Origin of the sequence: Streptomyces sp. NBC_00483 (assembly GCF_036013745.1) — a bacterium.
Taxonomy (GTDB): Bacteria; Actinomycetota; Actinomycetes; order Streptomycetales; family Streptomycetaceae; genus Streptomyces.
Window position 1 is genome coordinate 2,616,200 of record NZ_CP107880.1, and the last position, 21,184, is coordinate 2,637,383.

Annotated in this window: 21 protein-coding genes; 9 read left to right on the forward strand and 12 right to left on the reverse strand. The window is 72.1% G+C overall.

Features of this window, described 5'->3' with window-relative positions:
* Positions 1-79 precede the first annotated feature (79 nt).
* Positions 80-541 (forward strand): MaoC family dehydratase, encoded by a 462-nt coding sequence (locus OHA73_RS11445; RefSeq protein ID WP_267071003.1) that lies wholly within the window; start codon positions 80-82, stop codon positions 539-541.
* A 1-nt stretch (position 542) separates the two neighbouring features.
* Here the strand turns inward: OHA73_RS11445 and OHA73_RS11450 are convergent, their stop codons facing one another.
* The 3 genes from OHA73_RS11450 to OHA73_RS11460 form a co-directional block, all read right to left on the reverse strand.
* The gene (locus tag OHA73_RS11450) at positions 543-1,175 is read right to left on the reverse strand and encodes a TetR/AcrR family transcriptional regulator (RefSeq protein ID WP_266721351.1); all 633 of its coding nucleotides are present in this window, start codon (positions 1,173-1,175) and stop codon (positions 543-545) included.
* A gap of 95 nt (positions 1,176-1,270) precedes the next feature.
* The gene (locus OHA73_RS11455) at positions 1,271-2,653 is read right to left on the reverse strand and encodes a pyridoxal phosphate-dependent decarboxylase family protein (protein ID WP_327654981.1); all 1,383 of its coding nucleotides are present in this window, start codon (positions 2,651-2,653) and stop codon (positions 1,271-1,273) included.
* A 137-nt stretch (positions 2,654-2,790) separates the two neighbouring features.
* Entirely contained in the window at positions 2,791-3,594 is an 804-nt protein-coding gene (locus tag OHA73_RS11460) for a FadR/GntR family transcriptional regulator (RefSeq protein WP_267071001.1), read from the reverse strand.
* Positions 3,595-3,838: 244 nt separating this feature from the next.
* On the opposite strand from OHA73_RS11460, the gene OHA73_RS11465 reads away from it, so the two are divergent.
* Together OHA73_RS11465 and OHA73_RS11470 are read left to right on the forward strand one after the other, a co-directional pair.
* Positions 3,839-5,254: an MFS transporter gene (locus OHA73_RS11465; RefSeq protein WP_327654982.1), complete on the forward strand. Its 1,416-nt coding sequence runs from the start codon at positions 3,839-3,841 to the stop codon at positions 5,252-5,254.
* Positions 5,251-6,612, forward strand: coding sequence for a M20 family metallopeptidase (locus OHA73_RS11470; RefSeq protein WP_327654983.1), 1,362 nt, complete (start codon positions 5,251-5,253; stop codon positions 6,610-6,612). Before OHA73_RS11465 ends, OHA73_RS11470 begins: the two co-directional genes overlap by 4 nt.
* 19 nt (positions 6,613-6,631) lie before the next feature.
* Here OHA73_RS11470 and OHA73_RS11475 read toward each other — a convergent pair whose 3' ends face one another.
* Both OHA73_RS11475 and OHA73_RS11480 read right to left on the reverse strand, forming a co-directional pair.
* The gene (locus OHA73_RS11475; protein WP_266721342.1) at positions 6,632-6,922 is read right to left on the reverse strand and encodes a YiaA/YiaB family inner membrane protein; all 291 of its coding nucleotides are present in this window, start codon (positions 6,920-6,922) and stop codon (positions 6,632-6,634) included.
* Positions 6,923-6,983: 61 nt separating this feature from the next.
* Positions 6,984-8,135 carry an acyl-CoA dehydrogenase family protein gene (locus tag OHA73_RS11480; protein WP_266721340.1) on the reverse strand — a complete coding sequence of 384 codons (1,152 nt, stop codon included), beginning with the start codon at positions 8,133-8,135 and terminating at the stop codon, positions 6,984-6,986.
* 80 nt (positions 8,136-8,215) lie between these two features.
* Here OHA73_RS11480 and OHA73_RS11485 point away from each other — a divergent pair, with 80 nt between their 5' ends.
* From OHA73_RS11485 to OHA73_RS11495, 3 genes are all read left to right on the forward strand, one after another.
* Positions 8,216-8,866 (forward strand): TetR/AcrR family transcriptional regulator, encoded by a 651-nt coding sequence (locus OHA73_RS11485; RefSeq protein ID WP_266721338.1) that lies wholly within the window; start codon positions 8,216-8,218, stop codon positions 8,864-8,866.
* A gap of 119 nt (positions 8,867-8,985) precedes the next feature.
* A complete protein-coding gene (locus OHA73_RS11490) occupies positions 8,986-9,747 on the forward strand; it encodes an ArsR/SmtB family transcription factor (protein ID WP_327654984.1) in 762 nt (253 codons plus the stop codon).
* A 106-nt stretch (positions 9,748-9,853) separates the two neighbouring features.
* Entirely contained in the window at positions 9,854-10,846 is a 993-nt protein-coding gene (locus OHA73_RS11495; protein ID WP_327654985.1) for an urea transporter, read from the forward strand.
* Positions 10,847-10,967: 121 nt separating this feature from the next.
* Here the strand turns inward: OHA73_RS11495 and OHA73_RS11500 are convergent, their stop codons facing one another.
* The 6 genes from OHA73_RS11500 to OHA73_RS11525 form a co-directional block, all read right to left on the reverse strand.
* Positions 10,968-11,450 (reverse strand): VOC family protein, encoded by a 483-nt coding sequence (locus OHA73_RS11500; RefSeq protein WP_266721334.1) that lies wholly within the window; start codon positions 11,448-11,450, stop codon positions 10,968-10,970.
* Between the two features lie 152 nt (positions 11,451-11,602).
* Positions 11,603-12,685, reverse strand: coding sequence for a Zn-dependent alcohol dehydrogenase (locus OHA73_RS11505; protein WP_267070993.1), 1,083 nt, complete (start codon positions 12,683-12,685; stop codon positions 11,603-11,605).
* A gap of 100 nt (positions 12,686-12,785) precedes the next feature.
* The gene (locus OHA73_RS11510) at positions 12,786-14,012 is read right to left on the reverse strand and encodes an MFS transporter (protein WP_266721330.1); all 1,227 of its coding nucleotides are present in this window, start codon (positions 14,010-14,012) and stop codon (positions 12,786-12,788) included.
* A 105-nt stretch (positions 14,013-14,117) separates the two neighbouring features.
* Complete coding sequence (locus OHA73_RS11515; RefSeq protein ID WP_327654986.1) at positions 14,118-15,521, reverse strand: CitMHS family transporter; 1,404 nt, start codon at positions 15,519-15,521, stop codon at positions 14,118-14,120.
* A 171-nt stretch (positions 15,522-15,692) separates the two neighbouring features.
* The gene (locus OHA73_RS11520; RefSeq protein ID WP_327654987.1) at positions 15,693-16,304 is read right to left on the reverse strand and encodes a TetR/AcrR family transcriptional regulator; all 612 of its coding nucleotides are present in this window, start codon (positions 16,302-16,304) and stop codon (positions 15,693-15,695) included.
* A 10-nt stretch (positions 16,305-16,314) separates the two neighbouring features.
* On the reverse strand, positions 16,315-16,803 hold the full coding sequence (locus OHA73_RS11525) for a hypothetical protein (RefSeq protein ID WP_266721325.1): 489 nt from the start codon (positions 16,801-16,803) through the stop codon (positions 16,315-16,317).
* Positions 16,804-16,983: 180 nt separating this feature from the next.
* Between OHA73_RS11525 and hmgA the strand changes: the two genes are divergently transcribed.
* The 3 genes from hmgA to OHA73_RS11540 all read left to right on the forward strand — a co-directional run bounded on the left by hmgA (position 16,984) and on the right by OHA73_RS11540 (position 20,408).
* Positions 16,984-18,297 carry a homogentisate 1,2-dioxygenase gene (gene hmgA, locus OHA73_RS11530; protein WP_327654988.1) on the forward strand — a complete coding sequence of 438 codons (1,314 nt, stop codon included), beginning with the start codon at positions 16,984-16,986 and terminating at the stop codon, positions 18,295-18,297.
* A 53-nt stretch (positions 18,298-18,350) separates the two neighbouring features.
* The gene (locus OHA73_RS11535) at positions 18,351-19,100 is read left to right on the forward strand and encodes a GntR family transcriptional regulator (protein ID WP_266721322.1); all 750 of its coding nucleotides are present in this window, start codon (positions 18,351-18,353) and stop codon (positions 19,098-19,100) included.
* 90 nt (positions 19,101-19,190) lie between these two features.
* Positions 19,191-20,408, forward strand: a complete 1,218-nt coding sequence (locus tag OHA73_RS11540) for a type ISP restriction/modification enzyme (protein WP_327654989.1) — start codon at positions 19,191-19,193, stop codon at positions 20,406-20,408.
* 39 nt (positions 20,409-20,447) lie between these two features.
* Here the strand turns inward: OHA73_RS11540 and OHA73_RS11545 are convergent, their stop codons facing one another.
* Positions 20,448-21,158 carry a TetR/AcrR family transcriptional regulator gene (locus OHA73_RS11545; RefSeq protein WP_266721319.1) on the reverse strand — a complete coding sequence of 237 codons (711 nt, stop codon included), beginning with the start codon at positions 21,156-21,158 and terminating at the stop codon, positions 20,448-20,450.
* Positions 21,159-21,184: the final 26 nt, after the last annotated feature.

Below are 21,184 nucleotides of genomic sequence, written 5' to 3' on the forward strand. Positions count from 1 at the left end.
GTGCGGGCGCGGCCTCGTTGTTAGAGTGCCAAGTGGTCTGAGCAAGCGCTTAGAAAACTCTCCTGGGAGGTCACTGAACATGGCGGAGCCGCGCGTTTTCAAGGACGTCGACGACCTGAAGGGCGCCGTCGGCGAGCAGCTCGGGTACAGCGACTGGGTCGAGATCGAGCAGAGCCGCATCGACCGGTTCGCCGAGGCCACGGGCGACCACCAGTGGATCCACGTCGACCCGGAGCGCGCGAAGGAGGGCCCGTTCAAGACGACCATCGCGCACGGCTACCTCACCCTGTCGCTGCTGCCCCTCTTCGGCCCGCAGCTGATGAAGGTCGAGGGCATGAAGATGGGCGTCAACTACGGGACGAACAAGGTCCGTTTCCCCGCCCCCGTCCCGGTGGGCTCGCGACTGCGCGCCACCGCGAAGGTCACGGACGTGGCGGACGTGGCCGGCGGCGTACAGGTCACCGTGGCGTTCAGCGTGGAGCGTGAGGGCGGCGACAAGCCGGTGTGCGTCGCGGAGTCGGTGTCCCGCTACTACCTCTGAGCTACCTCTGGGCGCTCACCATGCGCAGCACGAGGTCGGCGTAGAGAGCGCCGACCTCGTCCGGCGTGCGGGGGCCCTCCGCGTTGAACCAACGGGCGACGTCGATGCAGAGGGAGAGGATCGCGACGGTCGTGCCCGGCACGTCGGGGACATCGAACTCCCCGGCCTTCACACCGTCGTTGATGATCTCCCGCACCGAGGCGTCGCTCTGCCGGCGCAGCGCCACGATCTCGGGCCGGTTCTCCTCGCCCAGCGAGTCCAGCTCGTACTGGACGACGCGCGCGGTCATGTGGTGCCCCGCGTGCCAGCGGACGAAGGTCCGGACGGCCTCGGCGAGCCGCTCGGCGGCCGTGCCCTCGCTCTCGACCGCACGGCGCAGGATCGCCAGGGCCTTGTCGTGGCCGATCCGGCTGATCCTGAGGAGCAGCTCTTCCTTGGTCTTGTAGTGGATGTAGAGCGCGGCCGGGCTCATACCGGCGCGGCTCGCGATGTCGCGGGTCGTGGTCGCGTGGTAGCCGCGCTCGGCGAACGCCTGCACCGCCGCGACGAGCAGCCGCCGGGCCGCGTCGGGTGTGACATCGGCCCACGGCATCTCGTCCATGGCCTCGTCCGCACCGCGCTCGTCCTGCGTCATCGCTGCACTCACATCCTCCCGTGGGGCTGGTGCCACACCCTACCCTCCGGGGTGAGCGAGCGCTTAGAGCCCGGTTTCCGGGAACGGGACGCGATTCATCCGGCGTCCGCCGTCATGTCCGCCGTCATGTCCCCCACCATGTCGGCCAGGATCGTGCGCACCGTGTCCAGGCCGAGGTCCGGGTGGAGGAAGGCGAAGCGGGCCACCGTCTCGCCCTCCCACACCGTCGGCACCACGAAGGCGATCTGCCGTTCGAGGAGCCGGCGCGACCAGGCGTCGTAGTCCGCGGGCCCCCAGCCGGTGCGGCGCAGCAGCACGACCGAGAGTTCGGGATCGCGCAGCAGTTCCAGGCCGTCGGTGGCGCGGATCAGTTCGGCGCTCTCCTCGGCGAGCCGCCGCCCGGCCTCGACGGCCTCCCGGTAGGCCTCCGTGCCGTGCACCGCGAGCGAGAACCAGAGCGGAAGGCCGCGGGGGCGGCGCGTGAGGTGGTACGCGTAGTCGCTCGGGTTCCATTCCTGCGGGGCGTCGGTGTGGATGCAGTCCAGGTAGGAGGCGTCCTGGGTGTGGACGGCGCGGGCCAGGGCGGGGTCGCGGTACAGGATCGCGCCGCAGTCGAACGGCGTGAACAGCCACTTGTGCGGGTCGATGACGAGGGAGTCGGCGTGCTCGATGCCGGCGAACCGCTCGCGCAGCCGCGGCGAGAACAGGGCACCGCCGCCGTAGGCCGCGTCGACGTGGAACCACAGGCCGTGGTCGCGGGCCGCGTCGGCGATGCCCGCGAGGTCGTCGATGATGCCGGCGTTGGTGGTGCCGGCGGTGCCGACGACGGCGACCACGCTCTCGGGGTCACCGTCGGCCGCGAGCGCGGCGCGCACCGCGTCGCCGGTCAGCCGGTGGTCGTCGGTGGGCACCACGAGCGCCTCGACGCCCATGATCCGCAACGTGCTGCCGATCGACGAATGGGCCTGGTCGCTGACCGCGATCCGGGGCCGCTCCACGGGGCGCCCTTCGGCCGTACGGGCGGTGTCCCTGGCCACCAGGAGTCCGGACAGGTTGCCCGCCGACCCGCCGCTGACGAAGCAGCCCCCCGCCCCGCCGGGCATCCCCGCGAGATCGGCGAGCAGCCGCAGCACCTGGTTCTCGGCGGCGACGGCGCCGGACGCCTCCAGCCAGGAGACGCCGTGCAGCGAGGAGGCGGACAGCACCATGTCGAAGAGGGCGGCGGCCTTGGTCGGGGCGCCGGGGATGAACGAGAGGAAGCCCGGGCTGTCGCAGGAGACGACGGTCGGTTCTATGTGGTCGGTGAACAGCCGCAGCACGTCGTCCGGGGCGGACGGGCCGCCGCCCAGGGCGCCCTTGAGGGCGGCTTCGAGCTCGGCCGCGTCACCGAGCCTGCCGAGCGGCGCCGGGTCGAGGCGCAGCCGCTGCTCGACGTGGTCGAGGACCGTGCGGGCGAGGGCTTCGTCATGGCTGTGCAAGGTGCCGTACCTCCAGGGACGCGGGTGCCGGGGGTTCCCGGTGGGCACGGTTCGCTATTTGGACTCGGCCGGACCCATTTCGGAGGCTAACCACAACCCGCGTCGCTGGTCAACGAGTTCGCCCCCTCGGGGACCCTTCAGCTCCCGCCGTTCGCCTCGAAGTGGTCGAGCAGCGCGAGGAATTGCCGGCCGGAGTCCTCCAGGTGCTCGCGCATCCGGGCCTCCGCGGTCTCCGCGTCACCGGCCAGGACGGCGAGCGCGATGGCCCGGTGCTCCTCGCAGAACACCCGCGAGAGGTCCCGGTCCGGCGGGTAGACGAGGGTCCAGTCGCAGTCCAGCCAGAGCGCGTTGCCGCGGACGAACATCTCGGCGCGGGCCCGTTCCACCGCCTCGCCGAGGACCTCGTTGCCGGCCGCTGCGGCGACCGCCAGGTGGAAGCGCGAGTCGACCTGGTGATAGGCGGCGAGGTCGGCGACCTCCTCGTCGAGCATCCGCACCAGGGCCCGCCGGTCGGCGGTGGAGCCGCGCCGCGCCGCGAGCGCGGCCGCGAACGGTTCGACCGCCGTCCGGTACTCCATGTAGTCGCGGATGGTGGCCCTGAAGTCGGCGGCCACGGCCGCCCGTTCGCCCTCGACCGCCGGGGCGGGGCGCACCCGTGTCCCTCCGGAGCGGCCGAGCGTGGTGACCACGAGGCCCTCCTCGGCGAGCCTGCGCACCGCCTGGCGGACGGTGTTGCGCCCGACACCAAGCGACGCGGCGAGCTCGCGCTCGGCCGGCAGCCTGCTGCCCGGCGCGAAGCCGCCCAGGGCGATGCGCTTGCGCAGGATCTCGGTGACCATGTCGCGCGAGGGCCTGCGCTGCCCCGGCCGCTCCAGCGGATCGGGGCGGCGCGCCCCCGCGCCCGCGCCGTCGGTCCCGCTCCCGGCTTCCGCCTTCACCACGCGTCCTCCCGGTCGTCCTCGTCGCCATCGGATGGCCTCCGGACGCGAACTCGCCCGCCCCGAAGCCTTATTGGATTCGGTGCGGACCCTATTGACAGGGCTTCTCCGCCGCTCGTAGCGTCCCGGTACCACTTTATGGGTCCAATCGAATCCATAGTCCTTGGCCCTGTTCCCCGGTCGGCCGTCCCCGCCCCGCGCGCCCCCCGCGGGCCCGCCGTCCTGCCCTCAGAAGGAGCCCCGGTCCATGACGACTCCCCCAGCCCGACCACCCGCGGACGCGGACGCCCCGCCCGAAGTCGACGGCAGGCGCAGCCCGTTGCGCATCGCCACCGCCACACTGATCGGCACCACTGTCGAGTGGTACGACTTCGCCATCTACGGCACCGCCGCCGCCCTGGTCTTCCCCAAGTTGTTCTTCCCCGAGATGAGCCCCGCGCTCGGCGTGCTCAGCTCCTTCGCCACCCTCGCCGTGGGCTCCCTCGGCCGGCCGCTCGGCGCGCTCCTCTTCGGGCACATAGGCGACCGCTACGGGCGCAAGCACGCCCTCATCGGCTCCCTGCTCCTGATGGGCGCGTCCACGTTCCTGATCGGGCTGCTGCCCGGCTACGCGGTGGCCGGGGCGCTCGCCCCCGTACTGCTGCTGATCATCCGCGTCCTGCAGTCGCTCGCGGTCGGCGGCGAATGGGGTGGCGCGGTCCTCTACGCGGTGGAGAACGCACCACCGCACCGCAAGGCGCTGTACGGCTCCTTCCCCCAAGTCGGCGACGGCCTCGGCTTCTTCCTCGCCACCGGCGTCTTCACCCTCGCCTCGCTGCCGGGCCACGACGCGCTGCTCGCCTGGACCTGGCGCATCCCCTTCCTGCTGTCGAGCGTGCTCGTGGTCACCGGCCTGATCATCCGCAGCCGCCTGGAAGAGGCGCCGGAGATCAAGGAGGCGCTGCGCGAGGAGCGGGAGGCGGGCGGGGCCGCAGGCAAGCTGCCCGTCCTCGACGTCGCGCGCGGTTCGTGGCGGACCTGGCTGCTCGCCACCGGAGCCTTCCTCGTCACCGTCGGCGGCTTCTACGTGATCGTCACGTTCATGTCGGCCTACGCCGTGTCCCAGTTGGGCTTCACGGAGGCGCAGACGTCGGCCGCGGGGATGTTCGCGTCGGTCGTGGTGATCGTCTTCACCCCGCTCACCGCGCTGCTGGGCGACCGGTTCGGCGTCCGGCGCGTCACGCTCGTCGGGATGGCGGCCCATCTGGTCGTGGCGTTCCCGATGTTCTGGCTCGCCGGATCGCACACCCTCGTGGGCCTGTGGGCGGGCATGGGGCTCGGCATGCTCGCCAGCACCATCGCGTACGCCACCGTCGGCACGATGGTCACCGAGTGGTTCCCGCCGCGCGTGCGCTACACGGGGCTCTCGCTCGGGTACCAGATCGCCGGCCTGATCGGCGGCGGCGCGGTGCCGCCCCTGGCGCAGTGGATGGCCGGTTCCTCGGGCGCCTCCTGGACCCCTGTGGCAGTCCTGTTCATCGTGATGGCGCTGGTCAGCATCGGCTGCGTGGCCCTCCACCGGCGGATGACCGCACCGGATTCCGCCGCACCTGATTCCGTCGCACCTGATTCCGCCCAGTCCACCCCGTCCGTCGCCGACACCGTGCCGCAGGAGGCCCGATGACCGACACCACCACATCTCCCGCCGCTCCCGCCGCGAGTGACTCCGGGCGCGCCCATCTCGAGCGGATCGCCAGGCGAGCGGCCGACGCCGCGGCCTCGGCGCCCGCCTGGTCCTCCCCGTACGAGGGGGCGGGCCCCGAGGTGCACGCCCGGATCGACGCCGAAGTCGAGGACCTCGGCGCGGAGTTGCTCGGCCTCGGCCACGCCCTGCACGCCGACCCCGAGCCGGGCTTCGAGGAGCATCGCGCCGTCGCCCGCGTCGCCGACCTGCTGCGGGCCCACGGCGTCACGGCACAGGTCGGGGTGCACGAACTACCCACGGCGCTGCGGGCGTCGGCCGGTTCGGGCGGCGGCCCGACCGTGGCGGTGCTGGCCGAGTACGACGCGCTGCCCGGCATCGGTCACGGCTGCGGGCACCACATCATCTGCGCCGCGGCCGTCGGCGCCTTCCTCGCGCTGGTCCCCGTCCTGGAGCGGACCGGCGGCACGGCCGTGCTGCTCGGCACGCCCGCCGAGGAGAACGGCACCGGCAAGGAACTCCTCGCCCGCGCCGGGGCGTTCGACGGGATCGACGCCGCCGTGATGATCCACCCCTCGTCGGGGCCCGACCTCTCCGACGCGCCCTTCCTCGGCCTTCGCGAGGTGGTCGTCGAGTACACGGGGCTCGCCGCCCACGCCTCCGCCGCACCGTTCATGGGCCGCAACGCCCTGGACGCGGTGGTCGCCGCCTACCAGGGGGTCGCCGCGCTGCGTCAGCACATCCTCCCGGACGACCGGGTGCACGGCGTGATCACCGACGGCGGCTCGCGCCCCAACGTCGTGCCCGAGCGCGCGGCGGCCCATTTCTATCTGCGGGCCGCCACTGTGGAGTCGCTTGCGGAGCTCTCCGACCGGGTCCAGCGGATCTTCGAGGGCGCCGCGGCGATGACCGGCACGACCGTCACCACCCGCTGGGACGACTGCCCGCCCTGTGTCCCCGTCCGGCACAACGACGTCCTCGCGGCGCGTTTCGCCCAGCACCTGACGAGCCGGGGCCGCACGGTGCTGCCCGGCAGCGCCGCGCCGGACTCCGCCCGCGGCTCCACGGACCTGGGCAACGTCAGCGTCCGCATCCCGGCCATCCATCCCATGCTGTCCGTCGCCCCGGCCGGAACGGCCCTGCACACCGCCGACTTCGCGGCGTGCGCGCGGGGCGCGGAGGCCGACCGGGCGGTCCTCGACGGCGCGGCGGCACTGGCCCGCACGGCCGCGGACCATCTCGCGGACGCATCCCTACGGGCAGCGGTGGAAAGGGAGTTCGCGGAGGCGGGCGGCGCCCTGGACGTCCCGAAACTGCTGTCCGCTCCGGCGTCTTCCTGACCCCGTCACGCTGCCCCCGTCACACCACCGGTTTGAACGGGTCGTGGTCCGCCAGGATCTTCTCCAGGCGGGCCTGGTCGACGCGGCTCACGATCTGGCCCGCCTCCTGGCGGTCCCTGATCACCTTGGCCAGTGTGAACGCCGAGGTCGTGAGGTAGAGGACGGCGATCGCCAGGAACGCGCGGATCCAGCCGCTGACGTCGAGGCTGTAGATGCCGATGGCCGTCGCGGTGAGAGCGACGACGAAGGATGCGACGGCCTGTCCGTAGAAGGCCACGGTGTTCTGCTGCTTGACCGGTGTGTCACTCATGCCGCACAGCATGGAGCGGATGGGGTCGTGGCCCCATCCGCTCCCGTACTCAACTGCGTACTCAGAACGCCGAGACACCCGTCAGCGCGCGGCCGATGATCAGCTTCTGGATCTGGCTCGTGCCCTCGTAGAGGGTCATGACGCGGGCGTCGCGCAGCAGCTTGCCGACGGGGTACTCGTCGATGTAGCCGTAGCCGCCGAAGACCTGGAGGGCGTTGTTCGCCGCGCGGACCGCCGCCTCGGACGCGAACAGCTTCGCCTTGGACGCCGCCGTCGCGAAGTCCTCGCCGCGGTCGATGAGATCGGCGACGCGCCAGGTAAGCAGCCGGGCCGCGTCCACGTCGACGGAGATGTCCGAGATCAGCTCCTGCACCAGCTGGTACGAGGCGATGGACTTGCCGAACTGCTCGCGCTCGCCCGCGTATCCGACGGCCGCGTCGAGGGCGGCCTGGGCTATGCCCACGCAGCCTGCGGCCACCGACATCCGGCCCTTGGCGAGCGCGGACATGGCGATCGAGAAGCCCTTGCCCTCCGGGCCCATCAGCGCGGAAGCCGGCACGCGGACGTCCTCCAGGACCAGCTCGGCCGTGGTCTGGCCGCGCAGGCCGAGCTTGCCGTGGATGGTGTTGCGGGTCAGGCCCGGGGTGTCGGTCGGGACCAGGAAGGCGGAGATACCCTTGTGGCCCGGGGTGTCGTTGGTGCGGGCAAAGAGAAGGACGACATCGGCCCACGTGCCGTTGGTGATGAAGATCTTGGTGCCGTTGATCACGTAGTCGTCGCCGTCGCGGACGGCACGCGTCTGGAGATCGGCCGGGTTCGAGCCGTGGCCCGGCTCCGTGAGACCGAAGCAGCCGAGCGCCTCGCCGGCCGTCAGCCGCGGGATCCAGTGCCGCTTCTGCTCCTCGCTCGCCCACTGCTGGATCGGCTTGGTGACCAGGCCGAGGGAGACCGAGACGATGCCGCGCACCGACGAGTCCCCGCGCCCCAGCTCCTCCGTGACCAGCGTGTACGCGAGGTGGTCGCCGCCCGAGCCGCCGTACTCCTCGTCGATGGTCAGGCCCAGGAAGCCGACCTCGCCGAGCTTCTTGACGATGCCCCGGTCGACCTCCTCGGACCGGTCCCACGCCACCACGTTCGGCGCGATCTCGCGGTCCACGAAGTCCTTGGCGAGCCGGCGCACCGCCGTCTGCTCCTCGCTCAGCTCCAGGTTCATGGCCACTCCCGCGTGAATCGAATCGTAAAGCAGTTAATTAGCACTGCTAGTTTTTGGCTTGCAGCCCTACTATGTGCCGCATGGCCCGACCGCGCAAGCCCCTCCTGAGCAGAGATCGCATCGTCGACGCGGCCCGCGCCCTCGTCGACACCGAGGGCCTCGCCGCCGTCTCGACGCGTCGACTCGCCGCCGAGCTCGGGGTGAGCGGGCCCTCCCTGTACAACCACTTCCGCACGAAGGACCAGATCCTGGAGGCGGTCGCCGACTCGGTGAGCGCGCAGGTCGACCTGTCGATGTTCGACACGGACGACGGGCGGGACTGGCGCACCGCGCTGCACGACTGGGCCGTCTCCTACCGGGCGGCGCTGCGCGCGCACCCGAACATCGTCCCGGTGCTCGCGCAGGGCCCCGGCCGCCGCCCGGCCGGACTGCGGCTCGCCGACGCGGTGTTCGGCTCGATGGTCGACGCCGGGTGGCCGCCGCCGCAGGCCACGTCCATCGGCGCGCTCATGCGGTACTTCGTGACGGGATCCGCGCTCGGCTCGTTCGCGGGCGGCTTCCCCGACGACGAGGCGGCGTACGACCCCGCCGACTATCCGCACCTCGGCCAGGCGCATCTGCTCGCCGAGCGACAGGAGATCGTCGACGACCGGGCCTTCGAGACGGGGCTCACGGCGCTGCTCGACGGGCTCGCGGTGCAGTACGAGCAGGTGGCGGCGGGGACGCACTGATATTTCGGCAGCCCACCGGCCGCTGACGTATCGGCAGCCATCGACCGCTGTCGTATCGGCAGCCACCGACCGCTGACGTATCGGCGGCCGCCGAAGCGTGCCGGGGTCATCCTTGACGCATGGCCGCCTCGAAGGAACCCGGCGCTCCGCGCCTCGCCGCCCTCGCCTCGCTGATCGCCGACGAGACGCGGGCCGCCTGCCTGCTCGCGCTGCTCGACGGCCGGGCGTGGACGGCGGGCGAGCTGGCGCGGCACGCGGGCGTCGCGGCGTCGACCGCGAGCGAGCACCTCGGCAAGCTCGTCGCGGGCGGGCTGCTCGCCGAGGAGCGGCAGGGCCGCCACCGGTATCTGCGGCTCGCCGACGCGCAGGTCGCGCAGCTCCTGGAGGGCCTCGCCGGGTACGCCGTGCCGGACGGAGGCGAGCGGCCTCCCACACTGCGGGCCGCGTCGGCGCGGACCGCGATGGCCCGCGGGCGGACCTGTTACGACCACCTGGCGGGCCGGCTCGGGATCACGGTCACCGACGCGATGGTCGAGCGGGGGCTGCTGCGGGCCGACGCCGAATCCGGCGGATTGGGCGGATTGGGCGGATCCGGCGACTCCCCTACTCCCTCCACCTTCGCGCTCACCGACGCCGGGCACGGCTGGTTCCGGACGCTCGGGGCACCGCTGGAGCCCGGACCGCGGCGGCCGCTGACGCGCGGCTGCCTCGACTGGACGGAGCGCCGTCTCCACCTCGCAGGACGGGCGGGCGCCGCGCTGTGCGCCCACGCCTTCGCGGCCGGCTGGGTCGAGCGGGTCGGCTCCGAGCGGGCGGTGCGGGTGACCGGGGCCGGGGAGCGGGCGCTGCGGGCCGAGCTGGGAGTGACGGCGCCGCGCTGAGCGGGCGCCGTGGCGCGTTCCCGCCCCCGCCCGGGATCTTCCCCGGAAGTAGCTGTAGCGTACATTCGCCGGGCCGGGAAACATCTTCGTAACACGGGAGCGGCGCATGGCGCAGACGGTGGATGCCGCGATTCACCAGGAAATCGGGCAGAGTTGGGCGACTGGTTGTAGACAGTTCGCGCTGCGCGTGCTGCGCGGGATCGGGCAGGTGACGTTCCTGCCGCGCGCGCTCACCGGCGCACTGTTCGCCGCGGCCCTGTTCTCCGCCGGGTGGGAGTACGGGCTCTACGGGGTCGGGGGCGCGGCCGTCGGCACGCTGGTCGCGGCGCTGCTCGGCGTGGAGAAGGAGCGGCTCACGCTCGGCATGGAGGGCTTCAACGCCTGCCTCGTGGGCGTGAGTTGTGCCGTCTTCCTCAACCCCGACCAGCTGTCCTCGGTGCTCGTGGCCCTGCTCGGCTGCGCCGCGGCGACCGTGGCCACCGCCGCCGCGGGGCGGGCCCTCGGGGCGTGGGGGCTGCCCGCCCTGACGCTGCCGTTCTGCCTCGTGGCGAGCGTCATCACGCTGGCCGCGCCCGGGTTCGCGCGGGTGTGGACCGGCGGGGGCGGCATCGCCGCGTTCCCGCAGGCGGTGTCCGGGGCCAGGACAGGACTCCAACTCGACGATGCCGTGCGGGGGTTCTTCGCCGGATTCGGCCAGATCTTCCTGATGCCGCAGTGGTACGCGGGGGCCCTGGTGCTCGCCGGGCTGCTGGTGGCCGGGCCGCGGGTCGCGGGCGTGGCCTGCCTCGGGAACGTCGCGGGCATGGCGACCGCGTGGGCCCTCGGCGAGCCCGCCGCGCAGCTGGCCGACGGCACGTCCGCGTACAACGCGGTGCTGGTCGCGCTCGCGCTCTGCGGGGTGTTCCTCGAGGGCACGCGGCGTACGGTGCCGTATGCCGTGGCGGGGGCGGTCGCCGCGACGGTGTGCGCGCCTGCGTTCGGTGCCTTGGCGGCGCCGGTGGGCGGCCACATGTTCACGTGGCCGTTCGCACTGACGACGTTGGTGTTCCTCGTGGCGGCGCGTTCGTTTCCCCGGTTGGTGTCACCAGGGGCGGCCTGAGTTCCGTCTCGCGGGGTCCGTGGTGACGCTCTCGGGGCTCCGCCCCGGACCCCGCTGGGGATCGGCATATCCAGCCCCGCCGGCGTTTGAGGCGCGGGGTACGGGGCGGAGCCCCGATCCTTTAAGCCGACTCGAGCGCGGCGACGTCCAGTTTGCCCATCTTCATCATCGCGGCCAGCACCCTCGCGGCCCGCGCCTCGTCCGGGTCGGCGAGGAGTTCGACGAGCCGGCGCGGAACGATCTGCCAGGACAGCCCGAACTTGTCCTTGCACCAGCCGCACGGCCCGCCCTCGCCGCCGTCCGCCGTGATCCGCTCCCACAGCCGGTCGACCTCGGCCTGGTCGGCGCAGTCGACGGAGAGCGAGACCGCTTCGTTGAACTTGAACTCGGGGCCGCCGTTCAGCGCCTGGTACTCGTTGCCCGCGAGCCGGAACTCCATGGTGAGGACGGAGCCGGGCACACCGGGCCCCTCCTTGCCCCAGCGCTGGACCTCCAGGATCTCGGAGTCGGAACCGGGGAAGAGCGACATGTAGAAGTCGACGGCTTCCTCGGCCTTGCCGTCGAACCACAGACAGGGGCGGATCTTCTGAGCGGTGGCGGGCATGGTGGGCCTCCTGGTTCCCGATCCGGCGCGGTGCCGGCCTGTATCAGGCTTCTCCTTCTACAGACCGGACGCCAGCCGGGAACTCATCGGCCGCGGCATCGCCAAAACCGGAGCAACGCCAAGACCGAGGCATCGCCAAAACCGCGGCATCGCTAAAACACGACGAGCGCCCGGCCGCCCTTGCCCGCCACCATGTTGTCGAACGCCGCCGGGATCCCGTCCAGCGCGATCCGCTCGGTCACGAGCGTGCTCAGGTCGAGGCGGCCCTCGCGGATGTGCTCGGCGAGCACCGGGAGGTCCTGGGCCGGGTCGCAGTTGCCGTAGACGCAGCCGGACAGCGTGCGGCCCCAGTGGAAGATCTCCAGGGCGTTGAAGGTGACCTGCTGGTCCTTGCCGCCGATGCCGACGACGGTGGTGCGGCCGCCGCGCCGGGTGGACTCCCAGGCGGTACGGATCGTGACGGCGCGGCCGACGCACTCCACGGCCACGTCGACGCCCTGCTTGTCCGTGAGCCCGCGGATCTCGCGCGCGGTCGTCTCGGAGGCGACCACGTAGTCCGTGGCGCCGGCCGCGCGGGCCAGCGCCTCCTTCTCCGGGGAGACGTCGACCGCGATGATCTTCGAGGCACCCGCGATGCGCGCGGCCTGGAGCGTGGCGAGGCCGACGCCGCCGACGCCGTACACCGCGACGGTCTCCCCCTCCCGTACGCGGGCGGAGTGGTGCACGGCGCCGTAGCCGGTGAGCACGGCGCAGCCGAGCAGGGCCGCGTCGATGAGCGGGACGCCGTCCGGCACCGGCAGGACGCAGTTCGCGGCGACGACCGTCTCCTCGGCGAACGCGGCGACGTTCAGGCCCGGGTGGAGGTCACTGCCGTCGGACGCGCGCTTCGCGTGGATGTTGGCGGCGCCGGTGAGGGCGTTGGCGCACAGCCACACCTCGCCGAGCGTGCAGGCGTGGCAGCTGCCGCAGGAGGGCGCCCAGTTGAGGACGACGCCGTCACCGGGGGCCACGTGCGTGACGCCGTCGCCGACGGAGACGACGGTGCCCGCGCCCTCGTGGCCGAGGACCGCGGGGACCGGGACCCGCATCGTGCCGTTGGTCAGGGACAGGTCGGAGTGGCAGACACCGGCGGCGGCCAGCCGCACCCGGACCTGGCCGGGCCCCGGTTCGGGCAGGTCGATGTCGGCGATCTCCAGCGGGGAGCCGACGGCGGGCAGTACAGCGGCGCGGACCATGATGAGCACAACTCCCTGAGCGAGTGCGGGATGTCACGTACGTGCCGATCCAAACTAGCGTCGCTAGTTTCCGGGGTCCAGGGGGTACCGGGGTGGAGGCTCAGTGCCGCTGGTGATCCTTCTCGCGTCGACGGAGGCGCGGAGCCCGTGTCCTCGCCCGCACGGAGCCGCGCCTGTCGCCGCCCCGGACCCCGAGCCCGGCGGCCACGAACAGCAGCCCGCCCAGCATCACGAACGGCGCCGCCGTACCCGCCACGCCCGCGATCAGGCCCGCCGACGCGGGCGCCGCGACCTGGCCGAGGCGGTTGCCGGTCAGCCGGAGCGCCAGGGCGGTGGAGCGGGCCTCCGCGGGGGCGGCCTGGACGACCGTGGTCATGGAGAGCGGCTGGCCCACCCCGAGGCAGAAGCCGAGCACGATCAGCATCGCGCCGAGCGCCCACACCGGCACGGGCAGCGCGATGCCCGCGCACAGCACCGCCGCGAGCAGGCACGTGGTGGCGATCAGGGCCGTCCTGCCGAGCCAGTTGATGAGCGGGGTCATGACCAGGCGGCAGGCGACCGTCGCCCCCGCGCGCAGGCTCAGCAGCACGCCGACCACGGACGGCGCGATCCCCCGGTGCTCGCCCACTACCGGCAGATACGCCGTGAGGATGTCGGTGGCCGACAGGACGGCGAGGCTGATGAAGATGCCGCCGGGCACGCCGCGGGTGCGCAGGATGCGGTGCACGGGAACCCGGGAGGCCTCCTTCGTGCGCGAACCCGGCTGCGTACGACGGGACTCGATACGCCATAGCGACGTCACGGCCAGCGCGCAGACGCCCGCCGACACGAGGAGCGCGAGCGCGCTCGTACCCACCATGTCGTGGCCGTCGATCAGGGCGCCGGCGGCGATCGGCCCGACGAGCTGGCCGAGGGAGGCGCCGATGGTGAAGTGGCCGAAGTTCCGGTCCTGGTCCTCGGGCGCGGACTGCCGGGCCACGATCGACTGGGCGCCGATGACGAAGCACAGATGCCCGAGCCCCATGACACCGCTCCAAGCGGCCATCGACACCAGGCTGTTCGCAAGTCCGCTCATCGCGCACCCACCCGCGATGAGGACGACGCCCACCGGGAGCAGCGGCGCGCACCGGCCGTGGTCCGTGCGCCGGCCGAGCGGCACGGCGGCGAACAGCGGGAGCAGCGCGTAGACCCCCGCGATGACGCCGACGGCACGCTCGTCGGCGCCGAGCGCGAGGGCCCGGTAGGAGACCGCGGGCCGCGCCATCGACACCGCCCCCTGCGCGAAGCTGAAGGCGATGACGAGGCGGAGCAGCCAGGCACGGCTCATGAGGTCACAGGATTCATCGGGTCTCGGCACTCATCGGCTCTTGGAACTCATCGGGTCTCGGCACTCATCGACTCTCGGGATTCATCAGTTCTCGGGATTCATCGGTCACACGATTCCGAACAGCAGACCCGCGCCGAGGACGACCAGCGCGGTCAACGCCGCCCATTTCACCGTGAACTTGGTGTGGTCGCCGAACTCGACCTTAGCCATGCCCACGAGCACGTAGACCGCCGGGACCAGCGGGCTCGACATGTGCAGCGGCTGTCCGGCGAGCGAGGCGCGGGCGATCTCGAGGGTCGAGACGCCGTGCGCGTTCCCGGCCTCGGCGAGCACCGGCAGGATGCCGAAGTAGAAGCCGTCGTTGGACATGAAGTACGTGAACGGGATGGACAGCACGCCCGTGACGAGTGCCATGTGCGGGCCCATCCAGTCGGGGATGCCGCCCACGACCCACTTCGCCATGTGGTCGACCATGCCGGTGCCCTGCAGCACGCCCGTGAAGACGGCGGCGGCGAAGACCATGCCCGCGACGTTGAGGACGTTCTCGGCGTGCGCGCCGATCCGGGCCTTCTGGTCGGTCATGTTCGGGTAGTTGACCGAGAGCGCGAGCGCGGCGCCGAGCATGAAGAGCACCGGGATCGGCAGCAGCTCCATGATCATGGAGGCCAGGAGCACCACCGTGAGCGCGGCGTTGAACCAGTAGAGCTTGGGGCGCAGGGTGGCCCGGTTCGGGTCGAGCCCGGAGAACGTCTCGCCCTCGTCGTTCTCGTACGAGGGGGTGGAGGCGGATCCGCCACCGGCGCCCGCACCGGTCCCCTTGCTGCCGCTGCCGGCACCGACGAGCACCTTCTCCTCGACGGTCTCGGTGACCGTGAGGTCCTCGTCCAGGGAGAGGTAGCCGAGCCGCTTGCGCTCCCGGCGCCCGAGCACGTACGAGAGGGCGAACACGAAGAGCAGTCCCACGCCGAGCGCCGGGATCATCGGCACGAAGATGTCGCTGGCGTCCACCTTCAGGGCGGTGGCGGCGCGGGCCGTCGGGCCGCCCCAAGGCAGCGTGTTCATCACGCCGTTGGCGGTCGCGGCGACACCCGTCATCACGATGAGGCTCATCTTCAGGCGCTTGTACAGCGGGTACATCGCCGAGACGGTGATCATGAAGGTGGTGGAGCCGTCGCCGTCGAGCGAGACGATCGCGGCGAGCAGGGCCGTGCCGACGACGATGCGGATCGGGTCGGCCTTCGCGAACTTCAGGATGCCGCGCACGATCGGGTCGAAGAGGCCGACGTCGATCATCACGCCGAAGTAGACGATCGCGAACATCAGCATGGCGGCGGTGGGCGCGAGATCACCCACGCCCGCGAGGACGTACTCACCGAGGTGCGCTCCCTTGCCCACCAGTACGCAGAACAGCGCCGGGATGAGCACGAGCGCCGCGATGGGCGACACCTTTTTCATCATGATCAGCACCAGGAAGGTGGCGATCATGCCGAAACCGAGGATGGTCAGCATGGGGAGGGGCCCTCTCACGTCTACGTTCGCCTTCGAACAGCCGCCGTGGGGGAGGCAGCCAGCGCGACGCTAGGTGGGCCGAACAATCGTTAACAAGACGTTGACACGCGAGCAATAAGCGCAAAACTCCAGGTCACGAGCAGTTCGCGCGCGTGCTGCGCGCGAAAGGCGTCAGTCGAGCACCCGCGCCAGATACGCCCGCAGCAGCTCCCGCACCTCCCCGATCACCGCTGCGTCCCCGCGCTCCGGGTCGATGCGGAACGCGAGCCGGACCAGGGCGTCCGCGGATTCGACGGCGACCAGGAACGCGCGGCGCAGCGCGGGGTCCGGGGTGCGGTCGAGGCGTGGGGCGAGGAGGTCCGTGAGGGTGTCGGCGACGCGGTGGTTGGGGTCGGCGTCCGGGGCGCCCACGGGGAGCTGGGTGCCGAAGTCGACCAGGGAGAAGCCCGGCGCCGTGCGCTTCATCGCGAGGTACTCGTCGAGCACCGCGTCCATCGCGGCCCGCCAGTCGCCGGTGGGGACGTCCCTGAGGCGCGCGGTGACCCGCCGCACGTACCGGTCGAGATTGCGCTCGGCCAGCGCGTCGACCAGGGCCCGCTTGTTGCCGAAGAAGCGGTAGACCGAGCCGATGGGGACCTCGGCGCGGTGCGCGACGGCGCGGGTGCTCAGCTCGTCGTAGCCCGTCTCGTCGAGAAGTTCGGCACAGGCGTCGAGAATCCGGGACAGACGCTCGGCGCTGCGCCGCTGAACGGGCTTGCGGCGCAGGGGCGTTGGATGCTCCATGAAGGCCAGACTACGGTGACGCGGTCAGGTCCGCGGTGGCCTGGACGGGCTTGTCCGCGACCGCCCACACCGTGTGGTCGTCGGCGTAGAGGCGGGCGGTGAGGTGGTGGGTGCCGCGGTGCAGGCGGGTGCCGGGGAGGCGGTAGTCGACGGCGCGCAGCCGGGCGAGGCAGCGGCCGTCGAGGTAGAGCCGGGCGTAGCCGCGGCGCTCGACGGCCCGGGCCGGGGTGCCGTGAGGGCTGAGGCGGAAGCGGCGTACCCAGATGCGGACCTCCCAGCCGCCCTCGGGGCCCGTCTGCGGCTTCACGATCAGGCCGATCTCGGGTGCGCCCTCCACCGGGACCTGGCGGTAGTGACGGCCCGCGGCGTCGGTGCGCGAGAGGACCTCCCCGGCATCCCGCGGTCCGTTGTCATCGGCCCCGCAGCCCACGGCTCCGGCGAGCAGGGCGCAGGTCAGCAGCGCCGCGGCGGCCGCGCGGAGAGCAGGAAGGCTGGGCATGTTCGGGACGGTAGAGGACCGTTGGCGTTCGGCGGATCCCTCGCGGGGAGGACGCTCGCGGGCCTCCCCTCGGCCGCTGGTACCGCCGCGCGTCAGCCATACGACGGACGGTGATGGTCTTGCGCCACCCACCCGCGAATCCTACGGTGTTGCATAGGAATCATTGACCAGGGAGCGATGATGAGCGGGGACGTACGCAAGACCGCCGAGGGGCTGACCTACCTCTCCGGCTTCGGGAACGAGCACGGGTCCGAGGCCGTGCCGGGGGCCCTGCCCGAGGGGCGCAACTCGCCGCAGCGCGCGCCGCTCGGCCTGTACGCGGAGCAGCTCAGCGGCACCGCCTTCACCGAGCCGCGGGCGCACAACCGCCGCTCGTGGCTGTACCGGATCCGCCCGTCGGCGGCGCACCCGGAGTTCAGCCGCATCGACAACGGCGGGGTGCGCACGGCCCCGTTCACCGAGACCGCCCCCGACCCCAACCGCCGTCGCTGGAACCCGCTGCCCGAGCCGGCACCCGGCACGGACTGGCTGGCCGGCCTGTGGACGCTGGGCGGCAACGGCGACGCGACGCAGCGCACCGGCATGGCCGTGCACCTGTACCACGCCAACTCCCCCATGAACGACCGGGTGTTCAGCGACGCGGACGGTGAACTGCTGATCGTCCCCGAGCACGGCGGACTGCTGCTGCGCACGGAGTTCGGGGTGCTCGCCGCCGAGCCGGGCGAGGTCGCACTGATCCCGCGCGGCGTGCGCTTCCGGGTCGAGCTCCTCGACGAGTCCGCACGCGGGTACGTGTGCGAGAACTACGGCGCCCCGTTCCAACTGCCCGACCTCGGGCCTATCGGCGCCAACGGCCTGGCGAACGCGCGGGACTTCAGGGCGCCGGTCGCCGCGTTCGAGGACGCCGAGCGGCCGGTCGAGGTGGTCAACAAGTTCTGCGGGAACCTCTGGTCCGCGGCCTACGACCACTCCCCGCTCGACGTCGTCGCCTGGCACGGCAACCACGTCCCGTACGTATACGACCTGCGCCGCTTCAACGTCATCGGGACCATCTCGTACGACCACCCGGACCCGTCGATCTTCACGGTGCTCACGTCGCCGTCCGACACCCCGGGTCTCGCGGGCGTCGACTTCGTCGTCTTCGCGCCGCGCTGGCTGGTGGGCGAGGACACGTTCCGGCCGCCGTACTTCCACCGGAACGTGATGAGCGAGTACATGGGGCTCATCGAGGGCGCGTACGACGCGAAGGCCGAGGGCTTCGTGCCGGGCGGCGGCTCGCTGCACAACATGATGTCGGCGCACGGGCCCGATCGGGACACGTTCGACAAGGCGAGCGCGGCCGAGCTCAAGCCGCAGAAGGTCGACGACGGCCTGGCCTTCATGTTCGAGACGCGCTGGCCCGTCACCCTCGCCCCACAGGCCGGGGCCGCCGGGCATCTGCAACGCGGCTACGACGACGTATGGCGTGGCCTGGAGCGCCACTTCCGCGGATAGACCCCATGGCCGCCGCATTGCACCACTCCCCCGACGACCGGTACGGATAACCCGTGACGTCATTCGCCCCGGACTCGATCGTCCTGAACCGCAAATTGCCGCTCTGGTATCAGGTGTCGCAGTCCCTGCGCGCCTCGATACTCGGAAGATCGCCGCAGGACCCACTGCGCCTGCCCACCGAGGAGCAACTCGCGGGGCACTACGGGGTCTCCGTGCTCACCATGCGTCAGGCGCTGAAGGAACTGGAGGACGAGGGACTCATCACGCGGCACCGGCGCCGCGGCACGTTCATCGAGCCGGATGCCCAACAGGGCGCGCCGGTACGCCTGTTGGGCTCGGTCGACGCGATCGTCGCGCAGCAGTCCGGCATGACGACACGGCTGCTCGACCACGACACGGTGCCGGTCCCCGTGGCCTTCGCCGAGTACTTCCCGGGGGTCGGGGCCGTCCCCACGTACCACCGGCTGCGCTTCGACGAGAAGACCGGCGAACCGACGAACCACGCCCGCAACTACCTCCGTCCGGACCTCGGCGCCCGCGTGGACCTCGCGGACCTGGAGCGGTGGCCGATGACGAAGGTGCTGCGGGACGTGGTCGGCGTGCGGATCAGCCGGATCACGGACTCGGTGCAGGCGCGGCTCGCGGATCCGGAGACGGCGCGGCTCCTCGAAGTTCCGCTGCTCAGTCCGATCCTGCACTACACGGGTGTCACGTACGACGAGGAGGGCAGGGTGTTGGATGTGGCGGTGATCCATTACCGGGGGGACCGGTTCTCGTTCACGGTGACGTTGGACGCGGATTGACCAATTCAGCCCCGCCTGCGTTTGAGGCGCGGGGTCCGGGGCGGAGCCCCGCGACCGCAACACCGTTGCCGCGAAAGGGGGAGACGTACCATGCCGGTCGTGACGAACGACCCGCTCACCGAGGCCATCGGGCTCGCGGACCTCATGCCGTGGTCCGTGGCACCGCTGCGTACGGGACGCGGCTGGCCGGTCGCTCCGGACGCCGCGTCCCTGAAGGCCCGTTGGAACGCCTTCGTGCGCGCCGGGCAGGACGAGCGCGAGGCGCTCCTCGAACCCTCACGCGCCCGCACCCTGCACACCGCCGCCGCCCAGCTCCCCGGCCAACGCACCGGCACGGAGCCGCTCGCGCACGCCGACGGGTCCTGCCCGGACCCCGTACCGCTGCTGCACGGCCCGTTCGACGAGCAGTGGCTCATCCCCGACCAGCGACTGCTCGACGCGGCGCGCCCCGAGCTGTGGCGGGTCGCGGACGAGCGGCAACTGTTCATGGTCGAGCAGGGGTACGTGCCCGACGCCGGCGGCCCCGCGCTGCTCGCGTCCGCCGTCCTCCCGGAGGGCCGCTCCCCCGCCGGTCGGCCCGGCCGCATCCGCCCGCTGTACCGCCGCCCCGGCGGCGCGGAGCCGAACGTGGCGCCGGGCCTGCTCACCCACCTCTCCGGCGCGTACGACCAGGAGGTGACGGCGGCCGATCTGTTCGCCTGGATCCTGGTGGCGGGCGCCCGCGACGGCTCCCCCGACATCCGCGTGCCGCTGCCGGACGACGCGGACGTGTGGGAACGCGGGGTCGAACTCGGGCGCCGCGTCCTGTGGTTGGAGCGGCGCGGCACGGATGCCGACCGCCCCAAGCTGCCGGGCGGCCGCCGCCCGTATGTGCGCTCCCCGTTGCCGGCCCGGCCCACGGAGCTCCTCTACGACCGCGAGGAGGAGGCCCTGGTCTCCGGCGACGGACGTATCTCCCCGGTCCCCGCGGCGGCCTGGGCCTTCCACGTCAGCGGGGTCGGGGTCCTGGAGCAGTGGTTCGCGCGCCGCACCGCACCCGCCGAGGCCGGCACGCTCGCGGCCCTGCGCCCGTCGACCTGGCCACAGCCGTGGACGTCACAACTCCTGGAACTCATCACGGTCCTGACGCTCCTCGCGGAACTCGCCCCGCAACAGGACGAGTTGCGCGAGGCCGCCCTCGCGGACCCGATGACGACGAAGGACCTGGAACGGGCCCGCGTCCTCCCGGTCCCGGACTCCGCCCACCGCCCCGCCTCGGTTCTCGACCACCAAGAGGAGGGCCCGGGAGGCCAGTTCGCGATCCTCTGAACCCGCCCGGTGAAGCCCGCCCGGTGTGAGCGCGGCGGCTCACCCCGCCGCGAACCCCTCCAACGTCCTCCGCAGCGCCCGCTCGAACACCGCCTCCAGGTCGATCGGGCCCGCGTCCTCGGCGAACGACGCCGCGAGGCGCGGGTACCGGCCCGAGGCCACCTGCCCGCCCAAGTAGGCGATCCGTACCGCCTGTTCCTGCTCTGCGCTCCACGGTAGGGAGCGCGTCCGCTCGGCCGTCGCGATCTCGTTGGCGACGTACGTCGTGACCACGCTCGTCACCGCCGCGACCAGCTCCATCTTCGTGCCGTACGGCAGGTCGAGCGGGTCGAGGCAGGTCAGGCAGTACTCCAGGTATGCGAGCGCGTTCGGGCTGAAGCCGTAGACCGGTGACATCAGCCCCGGCAGCCACGGATGCCGGTGCATCAGCGCCCGCGACTGCCGGGCGAGGCCGAGGATGTCCGCCCGCCAGTCGCCGCTCGGCTCCGAGAACGTGTACTCGGAGCTGACGGCGTCGACCATCAGCTCGTACAGGTCCTCCTTGCGCGGCACGTAGTTGTACAGCGACATCGTGCCCATGCCCAGCTCACCGGCGATCTTCCGCATGGACACCGCGTCGATGCCCTCGGCGTCGGCGACGCGGACCGCCGTCGCCGCGACGTCGGCCCTGCTGTGCGCAGGCCTCGGCCCCCGCCCGGCGCGCTCGGGGCGCGCCCAGATCACTTCGGGTTCGGCCGCTCGGCCCGCCATTGATCATCACCTCGCGCACCATCCTA